The sequence below is a fragment of the Heyndrickxia acidicola genome, from assembly GCF_001636425.1.
In the GTDB taxonomy this organism is placed as follows: Bacteria; Bacillota; Bacilli; order Bacillales; family Bacillaceae_C; genus Bacillus_AE; species Bacillus_AE acidicola.
In genome coordinates, this window is the sequence record NZ_KV440953.1 from 4,487,855 (window position 1) to 4,502,371 (window position 14,517).

General features: G+C 41.1%; 10 protein-coding genes. 6 read left to right on the forward strand and 4 right to left on the reverse strand.

The window, feature by feature from the left end; all coding sequences use genetic code 11:
- Both A5N88_RS20855 and A5N88_RS20860 read left to right on the forward strand, forming a co-directional pair.
- On the forward strand, positions 1-645 hold the full coding sequence (locus tag A5N88_RS20855) for an HD domain-containing protein (RefSeq protein WP_066269605.1): 645 nt from the start codon (positions 1-3) through the stop codon (positions 643-645).
- 362 nt (positions 646-1,007) lie between these two features.
- A complete protein-coding gene (locus A5N88_RS20860; protein WP_066269607.1) occupies positions 1,008-1,262 on the forward strand; it encodes a CsbA family protein in 255 nt (84 codons plus the stop codon).
- Positions 1,263-1,496: 234 nt separating this feature from the next.
- Here A5N88_RS20860 and A5N88_RS25215 read toward each other — a convergent pair whose 3' ends face one another.
- Positions 1,497-1,724, reverse strand: coding sequence for a hypothetical protein (locus A5N88_RS25215; protein ID WP_157090746.1), 228 nt, complete (start codon positions 1,722-1,724; stop codon positions 1,497-1,499).
- A gap of 158 nt (positions 1,725-1,882) precedes the next feature.
- Between A5N88_RS25215 and A5N88_RS20865 the strand changes: the two genes are divergently transcribed.
- From A5N88_RS20865 to uvrA, 3 genes are all read left to right on the forward strand, one after another.
- The gene (locus tag A5N88_RS20865; protein WP_066269609.1) at positions 1,883-2,128 is read left to right on the forward strand and encodes a DUF2164 domain-containing protein; all 246 of its coding nucleotides are present in this window, start codon (positions 1,883-1,885) and stop codon (positions 2,126-2,128) included.
- Positions 2,129-2,761: 633 nt separating this feature from the next.
- Positions 2,762-4,741, forward strand: a complete 1,980-nt coding sequence (gene uvrB, locus A5N88_RS20870; protein ID WP_066269611.1) for an excinuclease ABC subunit UvrB — start codon at positions 2,762-2,764, stop codon at positions 4,739-4,741.
- Positions 4,742-4,748: 7 nt separating this feature from the next.
- Positions 4,749-7,631 (forward strand): excinuclease ABC subunit UvrA, encoded by a 2,883-nt coding sequence (uvrA, locus tag A5N88_RS20875; protein WP_066269616.1) that lies wholly within the window; start codon positions 4,749-4,751, stop codon positions 7,629-7,631.
- A 78-nt stretch (positions 7,632-7,709) separates the two neighbouring features.
- Here uvrA and A5N88_RS20880 read toward each other — a convergent pair whose 3' ends face one another.
- A complete protein-coding gene (locus A5N88_RS20880; protein WP_083953243.1) occupies positions 7,710-10,211 on the reverse strand; it encodes a glycosyltransferase in 2,502 nt (833 codons plus the stop codon).
- 267 nt (positions 10,212-10,478) lie between these two features.
- Positions 10,479-11,828: a glycosyltransferase family A protein gene (locus A5N88_RS20885; RefSeq protein ID WP_066269620.1), complete on the reverse strand. Its 1,350-nt coding sequence runs from the start codon at positions 11,826-11,828 to the stop codon at positions 10,479-10,481.
- 798 nt (positions 11,829-12,626) lie between these two features.
- Here A5N88_RS20885 and galU point away from each other — a divergent pair.
- A complete protein-coding gene (galU, locus tag A5N88_RS20895) occupies positions 12,627-13,505 on the forward strand; it encodes a UTP--glucose-1-phosphate uridylyltransferase GalU (protein WP_066269625.1) in 879 nt (292 codons plus the stop codon).
- Between the two features lie 82 nt (positions 13,506-13,587).
- Here galU and A5N88_RS20900 read toward each other — a convergent pair whose 3' ends face one another.
- Entirely contained in the window at positions 13,588-14,475 is an 888-nt protein-coding gene (locus A5N88_RS20900) for an ROK family protein (protein WP_066269627.1), read from the reverse strand.
- Positions 14,476-14,517 lie beyond the last annotated feature (42 nt).

Below are 14,517 nucleotides of genomic sequence, written 5' to 3' on the forward strand. Positions count from 1 at the left end.
TTGGGAATCCATCAATACTTTAAAAGTCTTTCAGACCTGGAGAAGCTTTATCGTTGTCCAGGAAAATTTAAATTTGAAGACCATTCAGTCGCAAGCCATTCTTTTAAGGTAACCAAAATAGCTCAGTTTATGGGCACAGTTGAGGAAAAGCATGGGAGCCAGGTGAATTGGAAGTCCCTATATGAGAAAGCTTTGAATCACGATTATCCTGAATTATTTACAGGGGATATTAAAACGCCTGTGAAGTACGCTTCAGATGAGCTTCATGATTTATTCAGCCAGGTAGAGGACCAGATGACGAAGAAATTTATCTATCGGGAGTTCCCCAAAGAATATCAGGAAATCTACTTGGAAAGATTCCGCGAAGGGAAGGATGACACACTGGAGGGCATGATATTGGCCGTATCTGATAAGGTCGATTTATTATATGAATCCTTCGGAGAAATCCAAAAAGGAAACCCTGAGCCGCTGTTCCAGGAAATTTACGAGGAATCTCTGAAAACCATACTGCAATTCAAGGATTTGGCTTGTGTTCAATATTTTTTAAATGATGTGCTGCCGGATATGCTCAATGAAAAATTTATTGAGCACAGCGATTTAAGCTTTATTACCGAATCGATTGTTGATGGAAATAAAGGAAGCTGAAAAAGCGGATTCCAATCTGAACCAATTAAAAGTATTCTTAAAAAGGCTTTGTTAATTTTAAATGTTGAGAGTGCTCGTGTTTAGCTCATTCATGGGGGTTTTTTACACAGGTAAGCTAATAACAACAGCGTCCATTAACAAAGCCTTTATACTAAAGTATTTCTTGGAAAAGTATGCAGGTAAAAAAAGCCTTTCTTCCTTTGGAATTGGATTTATCAGAAAATAAATGAAAAACCACTTGTTTTTTTTTCGTATTTGTGAAAAATTTATAGATAAGGTGATTTTCAAAAAGAGCGAGTTCGCCAATGGTTCTTTTTGGGCATTGGTGGGAATATCTCTCATAATAAGAGGTGAGCGGTCAGATGGTTGATCAGATTTTAGCAGCCCTTTTTCTTCCGGGGATTCTGGTTGTCTTTTTTACAAGAGTTACGTTTAACCAGATTATTGGTCTTGTCCTTACGGTGGCACTGATCGTTGCATCCGTTTATAAGGGATATACACGTACCTGGACCTTATTTATTATCGATGCAGCATCGTTAACGGCGGGGTACTATTTTTCAAATATGATGATGAAGAAGCTGAAACATAAAGAAAAGGAAGAAAGCAAAGACGCTTAATGTCCAAAGAGAAAAAAAGGACACGAAGCGTTTTTATTTTAATAGGGGGTTCTAACTAATACATGCATAGCGCTGTTGGTCGTGCTGGTTGATTTACGCTGCAGGCACTCGCTTTCCGCGGGTCGCGCAAGGAAGCCTCCTCGTCGCAGGTTCCTGCGGGGTCTTCCCTGACACGCTGATCCCGCAGGAGTCTCGTGCCTTCCGCTGCAATCAACTTTGGATTGAGTTCTAATTTTAGGCTTTAACTGAGTAATTGGTTGTGCATGTATCATACTGCAGGTTGATTTCCTCTACAGGTACTCGCTTTCCGCGGGGCGGCCGGGAGCCTCCTCGTCGCAAGCTCCTGCGGGGTCTCCCCATGCCAGCTTTTCCCGCAGGAGTCTCGTGCCTTCCGCTGCTATCAACTTTGGATTGAGTTCTAATTTTAGACTTTAACTGAGTAATTGGTTGTGCATGTATCATCCTACAGGTTGATTTCCTCTGCAGGCACTCGCTTTACAAGGGGTTTCCCATAAAGCGCTATTCCGCAGTAGTTTCATATATCCGATCCAATTATCATTGGGTCAAATATCAGTATTGAGCTTTATCGAATCCTTCATTTTAAAAAGGAGTGTTTATAGATGATCAAGTTAAAATTGGAAAAAGAAGCAAAGGACAGGCTTATTTCGGATATTCAGCAGTTTATTTATAATGAGCATGGAGAAGAAATTGGGAGGCTGGCTGCTGAGCAGTATTTTGATTTTTTTAAAGAAAAACTGGGCCCTCTCATTTACAATCAAGCTCTTTATGATGCAAGGGTCTTAATGGAACAAAAGATGATGTCTTTGGAGGAGGATTTTTATACTCTGGAAAAAAGAGTAAAATAACGGTATGTCAGCTGAAGGACAAGCTATCTCTAAAGATTTGTTGAAACAAAAATGAAAGAACCCTTGCATATTAGGAGGGGCTTTTTCATTTTGGCTTTGTTAAAGGACACTGTTGTTTTTTAGCTCATTCGTGTGAATCTGCCGTTTCACACGCCTTTCAGCACAGCTGAAAGGTACAGTAAAGAAAGGAACCAAAGCAAACTTATTTGCTTTTGGTTCCTTTCTTTACTGTAAAATGAGCTAAAAAACGAGCAGTTATCAAAATTAAAATTTAACACAGTCTTTATTTTAAGCCTAGGCTGTTTTCGCATAGATTGTTGTTCTTCGCAAAAGTGCTAAATTCGTGTGAAGTGAGTCTTCGTGGCATCTTTCCGTAAGCAATTCACAAAATTACTGCAGAGCCTGTGAATTTCATTATTTTTTTGTTTTAAATAGCAATAAAGTTTACGAAAAGAGCCTTAGCCAAAACAAAAAACGAAAATTTGTTCGCTTTTTTCTGGTTAAAAAATAGCTGTTTGTGGTAAAATAAGGACTATGGTTATTTAATCGAACTTTACTTTTTAGAAAAATATTTTTCTAGAGTTTTCATACATTTTTTGATTGCAGATAGAGAAAAGATAGGAGGTTACCCATTTGGAACAACAGTTTGAATTGGTTTCAAAATATAAGCCCGATGGCGATCAGCCTGAAGCAATTAAAGAGCTGGTAGAGGGAATTAAAGCCGGGAAGAAGCATCAGACCCTGCTGGGAGCAACAGGTACAGGAAAAACATTTACTATCTCCAACGTCATTAAAGAAGTAAAAAAACCGACGCTCATCATTGCCCACAACAAAACCCTCGCCGGTCAATTATATAGTGAATTCAAAGAATTTTTCCCTAATAACGCAGTTGAATACTTTGTCAGTTATTATGACTACTATCAGCCTGAAGCCTATGTGCCGCAAACGGACACTTTTATAGAAAAAGATGCCAGCATTAATGATGAAATTGATAAGCTGCGCCACTCTGCCACATCCTCTTTATTTGAACGGGAGGATGTCATTATCATTGCCAGCGTTTCCTGTATTTACGGCTTGGGTTCACCTGAAGAATACCGGGAAATGGTCTTGTCACTTCGTACTGAGATGGAAATTGAACGAAATCAATTACTTCGCAGACTTGTTGACATCCAATATGCAAGAAATGATATCGACTTCCAGCGCGGAACGTTTCGTGTGCGCGGAGATGTAGTGGAAATCTTCCCGGTCTCACGGGATGAACATTGTATTCGTGTGGAATTTTTCGGAGATGAGATTGAGAGGATTCGGGAAGTCGATGCCTTAACTGGTGAAATTCTGGGCGACCGCAATCATGTTGCCATCTTTCCGGCATCCCACTTCGTAACCCGTGAAGAAAAGATGCGAATTGCCATTGAGAACATTGAGAAGGAATTGGAAGAGCAGCTTACAAAGATGCGTGACAATAATAAGATTCTTGAAGCACAGCGCTTGGAGCAAAGGACCCGGTATGATCTTGAAATGATGAGGGAAATGGGCTTTTGTTCAGGCATTGAAAACTATTCGCGCCATTTGACATTGAGGCCGCCCGGCTCGACGCCGTATACTCTTTTGGACTATTTCCCGAAGGACTTCCTTTTGGTTGTTGATGAGTCCCACGTTACGCTTCCTCAGGTGCGCGGGATGTTCAACGGCGACCAGGCACGCAAGCAGGTCCTTGTCGATCACGGTTTCCGGCTCCCATCTGCACTTGACAACCGGCCGCTGACCTTCACTGAATTTGAAGAGCATGTAAGCCAGGCAATCTTTGTTTCCGCAACACCAGGCCCGTATGAGCTTGAGCACACTCCGCAGATGGTGGAGCAGATTATCCGTCCGACAGGCCTTCTCGACCCGTTGATTGATGTGCGGCCAATAGAAGGCCAGATCGATGACCTTCTCGGTGAAATTAATGAGCGTGCAGTCAAGAATGAACGTGTGCTTGTGACCACGCTTACCAAAAAAATGTCTGAAGACTTAACACATTATTTAAAAGACATTGGGGTAAAGGTTCAATATATGCATTCCGAGATTAAGACGCTTGAGCGTATTGAAATTATCCGTGACCTGCGTATGGGGAAATATGATGTTTTAATAGGGATCAACCTTCTTAGGGAAGGGCTTGATATTCCAGAGGTCTCGCTTGTCGCGATCCTGGATGCCGACAAGGAAGGATTCCTCAGGTCTGAACGTTCGCTTATCCAGACCATTGGGCGTGCTGCAAGGAATGCAAACGGTCAGGTTATCATGTATGCGGATAAACGGACCGACTCCATGGAAAAAGCAATAGAAGAAACAGCACGCCGCCGCGCTCTCCAGGAAGAATACAATAGAGTACACGGTGTAACGCCGACAACCATTCAAAAGGATATTAGGGAAGTCATTCGTGCTACTCAGGCTGCTGAAGAGCAGGAGACGTACATGCCGGCTAAGAAAGTGGTCAAAATGACGAAGCAGGAGCGGGAGCTGTTAATCGCTAAATTAGAAACAGAAATGAAAGAAGCAGCCAAAGCCCTTGATTTTGAACGGGCCGCTGAGCTTCGGGATTCATTGCTGGAATTAAAAGCGGAAGGATGAGAAAGGGATGGCACAGGATAAAATTATTGTACAGGGTGCAAGAGCACATAATCTAAAAAATATCGATGTAACCATTCCTCGTGACAAGCTTGTTGTGTTAACAGGTTTGTCCGGTTCGGGAAAATCGTCCCTCGCATTTGATACGATTTATGCAGAAGGACAGAGACGCTATGTAGAGTCCTTGTCTGCTTATGCCCGCCAGTTTCTGGGACAGATGGATAAACCGGATGTGGATGCTATTGAGGGGCTCTCACCGGCCATTTCCATTGACCAGAAAACGACGAGCCGCAATCCCCGATCGACCGTTGGGACCGTTACAGAAATATATGACTATCTTCGTCTATTATTTGCAAGGGTAGGGAGGCCGATATGTCCTAACCACGGGATTGAAATTACATCCCAGACCATTGAGCAGATGGTTGACCGGATTATGGAATATCCTGAACGGACAAAGCTTCAGGTATTGGCGCCGATTGTGTCCGGCAGAAAGGGCTCGCATGTAAAGCTTTTGGAGGACATTAAAAAGCAGGGATTTGTGCGTGTAAGAGTCGATGGCGACTTGCAGGATTTAAGTGAAGACATCGAATTGGAAAAAAATAAAAAGCATACCATTGAAGTGGTTGTTGACCGTATCGTTGTAAAGCCGGATGTCACTTCAAGGCTGGCGGATTCGCTTGAAACCGCCCTGAATCTTGCAGATGGCAAGGTCGTGATTGATGTCATTGGGGAAGAAGAGCTTTTATTTAGTGAGCATCATGCATGCCCTCTTTGCGGATTCTCGATTGATAAGCTTGAACCAAGAATGTTCTCTTTCAACAGTCCGTTTGGGGCTTGCCCTGAGTGTGACGGACTGGGATCGAAGCTTGAAGTGGATGTGGATCTCGTCATTCCAAATAAGGATCTCACTCTTAAAGAGAATGCCATTGCCCCTTGGGAGCCAGTAAGTTCAAAATATTATCCTCAGCTTTTAGAAGCTGTTTGCAATCATTTTGGAATTGATATGGATATGCCGGTTAAAGAGCTTCCGAAGCATCAGCTTGATAAAATCCTTTATGGTTCTGAAGACGAGGGAGTATACTTCCGGTATGAGAATGATTTTGGTCAGGTAAGGGAGAATTATATCAAGTTTGAAGGCGTAATCAGCAATGTAGCAAGGCGGTACAAAGAAACAGGCTCCGATTTTATACGCGAGCAAATGGAAAAGTACATGGGCCAGCACTCATGTCCGCGCTGCAAAGGCTATAGGCTGAAGGAAGAAAGCCTTGCTGTGAAAATTAATAACCACCATATCGGCCAAGTGACAGAACAGTCCATTGAGGATGCAAATGAATTCTTCTCCCATTTAGACCTTACAGAGAAGGAAAAGCAGATTGCGAACCTTATTTTAAGGGAAATTCGTGAGCGCCTTGGATTCCTTGTCAATGTGGGACTGGAGTATCTGACTCTGAGCAGGGCTGCAGGGACTCTTTCAGGAGGAGAAGCCCAGCGGATTCGCCTTGCCACTCAGATTGGTTCCAGATTGACAGGTGTTTTGTATATTCTGGATGAACCATCCATCGGGCTTCATCAGCGGGACAATGACCGCTTAATTGAGACAATGCAGAACATGCGTGACATCGGCAATACCCTGATCGTGGTCGAGCACGATGAAGATACGATGCTTGCGGCTGATTATCTCATTGATATTGGGCCGGGAGCAGGCGTACATGGAGGACAAATCGTATCGGCCGGCACACCGGAGGAAGTGATGGCAGATCCTCATTCCCTCACAGGCCAGTATTTATCAGGGCAGCGTTTTATTCCGCTTCCCCAGGAGCGCCGCAAGCCGGATGGCCGCTTTATTGAAATCAAAGGGGCAAAAGAAAACAACTTGAAAAACGTCTCTGTTAAATTCCCATTAGGGATGTTCATTGCTGTCACAGGTGTTTCCGGATCCGGGAAAAGTACCATGATCAATGAAATCCTTCATAAGACCCTGGCTCAAAAGCTCCATAATGCTAAGACGAAGCCTGGTGAGTTCCGGGAAATCAAGGGAATTGACTACTTAGAGAAGGTCATTGATATTGACCAGTCTCCGATCGGGCGTACGCCGCGCTCAAACCCTGCCACATATACCGGGGTATTTGATGATATCCGGGATGTCTTTGCCTCTTCAAATGAAGCAAAGGTCCGCGGATATAAAAAGGGGCGCTTTAGCTTCAATGTAAAAGGCGGACGCTGTGAAGCCTGCCATGGTGACGGCATCATCAAAATTGAAATGCACTTTTTGCCGGATGTGTATGTTCCGTGCGAGGTTTGCCATGGGAAACGATATAATCGTGAAACGCTGGAGATCATGTACAAAGGCCGTAATATTGCCGATGTTTTAGATATGACCGCAGAAGATGCCTTAACCTTTTTTGAGAATATTCCTAAAATTAAACGGAAACTGCAGACAATTGCGGATGTCGGCCTCGGATATGTGAAACTCGGGCAGCCTGCCACCACTCTTTCAGGAGGGGAGGCGCAGCGGGTGAAGCTGGCTTCTGAGCTGCATCGCCGGTCAACAGGCCGTTCCATGTATATCCTGGATGAACCGACAACCGGCCTGCATGTTGATGACATTGCCCGCCTTCTGGATGTTCTCCAAAGGCTTGTGGAAAATGGGGATACCGTGCTTGTCATCGAGCATAATCTCGATGTAATCAAAACAGCGGATTATCTTATTGATCTTGGCCCTGAAGGCGGAGAAAAAGGCGGAACGATTGTGGCAACAGGGACACCTGAAAAAGTAGCCGAAACACCAGAGTCGTATACTGGAAAATATTTAAGGCCTATCCTCGTTCGAGATGCAGATCGCATGAAAAAGCGGGTATCTGATTTGGAAAGTGTAGAGCTGACAAAATCGTAATATGAAAAAGCTAACTCTTAGTGAGTTAGCTTTTTTGTATGTCTTTTTTCAAAGCCAATAGAAATCTTTTATACTCTTTCATTTACAGACCTTTTCATAGAACATGGCAAGTGCATCTTCACTATACTTTTTATAGTCAAACTTCTGAGCGTCGATTCTTCTTTCCTGGATGAAGTGCTCCATGCCTGCCCGAAGGCCTTCAATGGAGTTGTCAACAACCATCCCGTACCCATCGCCGACAACGCTTCTTGAACCGGGGATGTCGGTTACAATGATTGGTTTTCTTAAAACCAGTGCTTCCAAAAGGACCATGGGCTGTCCCTCGTGGTTGGAGGAAAGGACAAAGCAGTCGCATTGATCCAATAAAAGATATGGATTCTCCAGCTGCCCTGTAAAAATTACCTGATCCTCTAAGCCCAGTTTACGAGTATGATCGATTAATTGCTCTCTCAGGTCGCCATCTCCTACAATGTACAGCTTTGCATTCGAATGGTTTCCTGCAATGGGGGCAAAGGCACTAATTAACTTTTTCTGATCCTTTTCAGGGCCAAGCCGCCCAATATTAATAAAATTAATGTCCTGTGCATGTGGGGTTGGGTACTGTCGGGCCTTTGGAAGCTGCAAAAAAGTAAAATCATGCTCTTCGCCAAATTCGTATTGGAACGCCTGCTGTTTTAATGACAAAATCTTATTATAATCAATGGAATTCATAACAAAATCCATTTTTTCCTGAGGTGCTTTTAGAATGTGGCTGAGCTGCCTTCTATTTTGTTCGTTTGTCAATTTTGATACGCTGATCACCTTGTCAAATTGGTCATAAAGCGAAAAGATCACCTTTAGATTCTTTCGGTGCGGATAGCGGTCAAGCACCTTCTTCTGAATTTCCATCCCCATATCGTTATGTAAGAAAATGCTTTTCTTTTTAAAGGAACCAAATCCTATCAAGGAGGTCCAAAAAGGGCTGTATCCGCTGAAATCAATGCCAATATCAAATTCCGTTCCGCCTGTAATCCGCTCGAGCTCCCTTTTATACATCTGTTCTGGCAGGACTCTTTGCATAAAACGGGAATAGGCGCCTCTTTGAAGAACAAGGTTGTGGCGGTACCATTCGGAAAGCGTGGCATTCCAGGAGCCGACACGGAAAAGATGCTTTACATTTTTATTAATCTTCGACAGATTCGATTGCTTTTCTTCTTTTGTATTATTCCCATAATCAATCAGTGTCACATCATATTGATTGTAATCAATGGCATTTAAAAGATTGATAACAGAGCTTGTAATCCCGTTATTTAAAAATCCGCCTGGATACAGAAGGATTTTCGTTTTGTCGTTTTTAATTTTAGACAAATGGGGAGTAGGCTTTCCTTGAAAAACAGTTTCTATAAAGCGCTGGGTGGCAAGTCCATCATCGTTGTAGCAGTATGTTTGCAGAAAATGTTGGTATTTTGCAGCATACTGCTCTTTTTCTTCATCAGAATGCTGAATCGCATGAATGACTTCTTCTAATGTTCTGCAAACAGGGCCAGGCAGTGCTTCCAGAGGGATGTAGGTTCCTCTTTCCTTTAAATAATCTGCATCATCGTATGTAAAAAAGATGACAGGTTTTTTGGTTGGAAGGTATTCAAAGAAGATGCTGGAATAATCGGTAATTAACATATCAACAATAGAGAGCAGCTCGTTGGTGTCCAGTTTATTCGGCACACAGAGATGCCCCATTTGATTTTGGTTAAAAAATTTATAAGCGTAATAATGAGATTTGAGCAGTACGATATAATTTTCACCAGCCTGCTGCTGAATTTCCTGAACGCTTTGCAGTAATGCTTCACTTTCATTGACTTCCTCACCCAACCGCCCTCTCCACGTTGGCGCATAAAGGATGATCTTCTTTTCTTCTGGTATGGAAAGAAGAGCCTTTATTTTTTGCTGGTCTGCCTGGTACATGAGATCACCGCGGGGATACCCGGTATCCAAAATGCTCCCATTATAAAGGGAATACACATCATGGGATTTAAGGAGTGTTTCGGCGGTAAACCGATTCGGGCTGACCATATAATTACTAAAAAGAAAATTTTTCTGGATGTTCTTATGATCACTCAAGCCCCGAACGGGAATATCGATTCCCATTTTTTTTAAAGGAGTGCCATGCCAGATGTTTGCATAGATTTGTTCTTTTCTTTTATGAAAATAATAGGGAAAGGTCGTATCGTTTATTAAATATTTCGCTACTGCAAGGCATTTAATATAGGCGGCACTTCTGTATTTGACAAAGATTACATTCCGTCTTGTTTTATAGTCGTCCTGAATCTGAGATTTATCAGCTATCGCCCACACATGGAGACAATTCTGATAATCATTGTGATCAATAAGGTATTTAAATACGGCATAAGGATTTCCAGTCATACTTTGGCCGTGATAGGCTTCATAAAAAATGATTCGATTGTTTACAGGCTTTTTCTCAGTATACTTTGCATACATGGCCCGTTTGCGAAACTCCGTATCTACAAGAAACCTTTTTAAAGGTCTGAGAATAAAATAAAGCTTTTTTTTCGCTGTAGTTATATGCCTTTTGCTTATCATCATTTGTTCCTCCCATTGGCTGCATCCAATAAGCTAGTTAGCATTTTTAGCTAAACTATTCTTTTATGTAGTATGGGAAGGTTTTAAATTTTTTATAATAAAATGGAAAAATTAATCTGTTTTTCATTTATTCGAAAAAATTGAAGGAAGGGTTTGAGAATAAAAGGAAGGAAGTTCGTCAGAGATCGCTTCATTGTTATCAGAATCGTGGGCTTAAAAAACGTGAAAAATAAAAAACCTCTCAATGGTGTCACTGAGAGGGAGTGCATTTTATTTTCTTTTAAAAAGGCGCCGGTATAGAGTTTTAATATAATTGATTCTTTTCAGTTCAATATCGCCTTGATGGGTTTCCAGGCCGAAACGAAAACTCAAGCACCAAATTGGAACCTGAATCAAAAAGCCATCATTCTTGTAATCCGTCACCAGATAGCCCCAGATGATCACTTTTTTTCCAGGATCGCGGTGAGAAGCATACATTTTCCGATTGCCTATTTGAATATATACTTTATCGCTTTCTTTCATTGAGTAAAACTCGCTGGTGAAGTAGCCTTTCATTTCCACATGGAGGCCCTTCAGTTTTTTTTCGGTTATATGAATAGAAGCTTCTTTGTCAATCTTGTCGATAAACTCAAGCTTTCCGAATTTGCCATCGTGTTTAAGATTTAATAAAAATTCTTTCCTGTAGTTTAAAAGGCTTTGCTCAAGAATATATTTATCCTCAATGAAAACCAGTAGTTTTTTTAGTTCCTCAACGAATATTCGGATTTCCGTTTCATTCAAGGTTTTTTCCATCATTTCATTATTCTTTTTAACCAGTAAAAGCTTGAGATGATACACGAGCAAAAATTGAACATACGGCAGGATTAGGCCGTGCATTTGTAATGAGGCGGTTACAAGCTCCATGTAGCCGGTTTGGAGCAGCTCTGTATACCGGTATTTATTTTTCCAGGCTGTATCAACCAATGAGTTCAGACTGATTCTCTGACGGTACCAGTATTTCGTTCCGCTGATCACGCCGTATTGCTGTTCGGAAAGAATAATCTTATTAACAAACAGCGCATCCTCCCAAAAATAAAGGGATTCATTAAAGCGGACCTTCTCCGTTATAATGCTTCGGTCAATGAATATTCCTCCTATATAAAAATGGGGAGAGCTGTATTCTTTATTAATGTCAATGACTCTGCTTCCTTGGTCAAAACGGTAATTCAAATTGTGCGATCCGGTTTTCTCTTCAAAGTAATAAATTGGAATAGCGGCTATTTTTACGGATGGATGTACGGAGAAAAACGCAGAAGCTGCCTCAAGGGCGTTCGCTTCCAGCTTGTCATCTGCATCCAAAAAGGTGATATAGTGGCTGGAGGGAGATACCAAATCCAACCCGGTATTCCTTGCGACAGCCGGTCCTGAGTTTTCAATTCTTTTGTATTTAATATTCTCGGGATAATTTTGTTTATATTGTAAACAAAGAGCCTCACTGTCGTCTTCGCTGCCGTCATTGATAAGGATGAGTTCAATATGATCTTTAAACGAAAGGGTTTGACGGATAATACTGTCTAAAGCTTCCTTTAAATAAGGCTCTGAATTAAAGACGGGCATAATGACCGAAAAAGTAGTATTCATTAGGTAGCCTCTTTTCTCTTGAAAATCGTAATCGAGCTGATTTTTTCCCATAATAGTATAACAAGTGTTAACAATAAAACAAAGTTCAAGCTAGCTACTATCCCTTTCATCAAACTCTTAATAAAAAATTCAGAAATAAAAATTACAATTGAAGCATACATAAATACCTTTTAAAACGGGCTGTTACTCAAAGAAACTTTCTATTAATAAATAATTGATAGTCTGAATGGTTGATTAACCCAATAATTAACCAGCAAAAGGCCAAGGCATACTCATTATCCTCGTAAAAGATTAAATTAAGATTAATTTATTCATTGAAAAGGAAGATTTGAGACTCTTACGGAAAAAACAAGGTAAGGGAGAAGCCTACGATAATGATGCCCTAGCCTACATTGGAAAGCGAATGCTAAAACCGAAATCAATCAGCAGGAAGGCCAGAGCCCTCTCATTATCCTTAAAAAATTCTAAATTACAATCAATTCCAAAGTTGATTGAAACCGAGGAATAAGACTTCTACAGAAAAAACGGTTTTAGGCACTCCGGAACGTGCTAAACAAAATCAAATCATTGGCAAGAATGCCAATTGATGCAGCAAATAAACCTTGGATAAAATTGTCTCATATTACGAAGCCGTGACAAGATAGCAACCTGTGTCGAAAAATCAAAAATTATATGTTATAATCTTGTTTGTTTAAAAATTGGAATTGCACTAAACTGCATCCTATATTAATATTGACTTGCTTTATAAAAATTAATTGATTTTCCTTTATAAAAATTGTCTTTAAAGGGGTTTTAATAATGAAAAAAATCAGAAAGGCCATTATACCTGCCGCTGGCCTTGGTACTAGATTCCTGCCTGCTACAAAGGCTATGCCAAAAGAAATGCTTCCAATTGTGGACAAGCCTACGATCCAATATATTATCGAAGAAGCTGTTGCTTCCGGTATTGAAGATATTATTATCGTTACAGGTAAAGGCAAAAGAGCCATTGAAGACCATTTCGACAAAAATCCGGAACTGGAACAAAACCTAACGGAAAAAGGCAAGCTGGAGCTATTGGAAAAAGTTCAATACTCTTCTGACATGGCGAATATTCATTATATTAGGCAAAAAGAGCCATTAGGCCTTGGACACGCAGTTTGGTGTGCGAGAAACTTTATCGGTGACGAGCCGTTTGCTGTTTTGCTTGGAGATGACATTGTACAAAGTGAGACACCTTGCCTCCAGCAGCTAATACAGCAATATGAAGATATACGTTCTTCCATTATCGGGGTTCAACAGGTTCCTGAAGATGAAACACACCGTTATGGAATCATTGATCCTTTAAGAAGTGAAGGCAGGAGATATGAGGTCAGCAATTTCGTAGAAAAACCTGCAAGCGGTACAGCGCCTTCTAATCTGGCAATTATGGGACGTTATATTTTAACTCCTGAAATTTTTGATTTGCTGGAAAAACAATCTACTGGAGCAGGCGGAGAAATTCAATTAACAGATGCCATCCAAAAATTAAATAAAATTCAACGAGTATTTGCTTATGACTTTGAAGGTAACCGATTTGATGTAGGGGAAAAATTGGGCTTTGTAAAAACGACTATCGAATTTGCTTTACAGCATGAGGACCTGCAGAAGGAAGTTATTGAAGTGATGGAAGAATTGCTGAAAAAATATACTATGTAATTTCCATAACATTACAATCTAAAAGGCTAAGCAAGTGGGAGGGACATGCCTCCCACTCCTTTGTTTAGCCGCGGAAATACAGTTAAAGTGAATGGTGTTTTTTGAAAAATAATAAGGCGGCTCCAATCAGGCCCGCCTTATCCTTATAACCAGCGGTGGCCAAACGTACAGTATGTGTATCCGGGTAAATCTTTTTTAAATGAACGGATAGGTTCGGGATAAAATTTTCCAGATTCGTAATGCCCCCGCTAAAATAAACAGCAGGCGGATTGAAAATCTGAAGTAAATTGCTTACACCGATTGAATGGGATCGGTAAAACTGGTGTACAAGAGTCTCTGCTTCTTCATCCTCATTCCACTCTAAGGCATTGTAATTTTGAAGGATATGATGGAATTCTTTTTCTTCCATATCGCGATGGATTACTTTGGATATCTCCTTTTTAAGCAGTGGCACAGAACCAAGCCTATTCCAGTTTAAAGTGGTTCCCTGCTGGCTATCTAACACCATTGAGCCAAATTCGCAGGATCTGTTACTCATCCCTCTATAGCATTTATTATTATGGACGAAAGCCCCGCCAATCCCGGTTCCTAATGTAATATAGATAAAGGTATGGGGACGATCCTGGGATTTTAAACTTAACTCGCTGAATGCTGCACAGTTTGCATCATTTTCAATAAATATTTTTTTATTTGTATTTAATACACTTTCCAAATGGACACCTGTCAATTTCTTTAATGTAGCACCATTCGTAATCGTGCCGGTAGTATTATCAATATAACCGGGCAAGCTAAAGGCGACTGCTTTAATATCTGTCTCGAATTGGCGGATGATTGAATGAAAGAAAGCTATAGGATCTTCCTTTATGGATTCTGTAGCAACCGTGTTGTAATGACTGATGTGCGAGTGGTGATCAATGAGTCCGTACTTTGTGAAAGTACCGCCAACATCGATACTCAGTACACGTTTCATGTGCATCCCCTCCATATCAATAACGATTTTTTTATGAAAATT

Excerpts from the sequence above, each read along its gene's own strand:
- A5N88_RS20860 (WP_066269607.1), top strand. The coding sequence starts at position 1,008 with ATGGTTGATCAGATTTTAGCAGCCCTTTTTCTTCCGGGGATTCTGGTT.
- A5N88_RS25215 (WP_157090746.1), bottom strand. The coding sequence starts at position 1,724 with ATGATACATGCACAACCAATTACTCAGTTAAAGTCTAAAATTAGAACT.
- A5N88_RS20865 (WP_066269609.1), top strand. The coding sequence starts at position 1,883 with ATGATCAAGTTAAAATTGGAAAAAGAAGCAAAGGACAGGCTTATTTCG.
- uvrA (WP_066269616.1), top strand. The coding sequence starts at position 4,749 with ATGGCACAGGATAAAATTATTGTACAGGGTGCAAGAGCACATAATCTA.
- A5N88_RS20880 (WP_083953243.1), bottom strand. The coding sequence starts at position 10,211 with ATGATGATAAGCAAAAGGCATATAACTACAGCGAAAAAAAAGCTTTAT.
- A5N88_RS20885 (WP_066269620.1), bottom strand. The coding sequence starts at position 11,828 with ATGAATACTACTTTTTCGGTCATTATGCCCGTCTTTAATTCAGAGCCT.
- galU (WP_066269625.1), top strand. The coding sequence starts at position 12,627 with ATGAAAAAAATCAGAAAGGCCATTATACCTGCCGCTGGCCTTGGTACT.
- A5N88_RS20900 (WP_066269627.1), bottom strand. The coding sequence starts at position 14,475 with ATGAAACGTGTACTGAGTATCGATGTTGGCGGTACTTTCACAAAGTAC.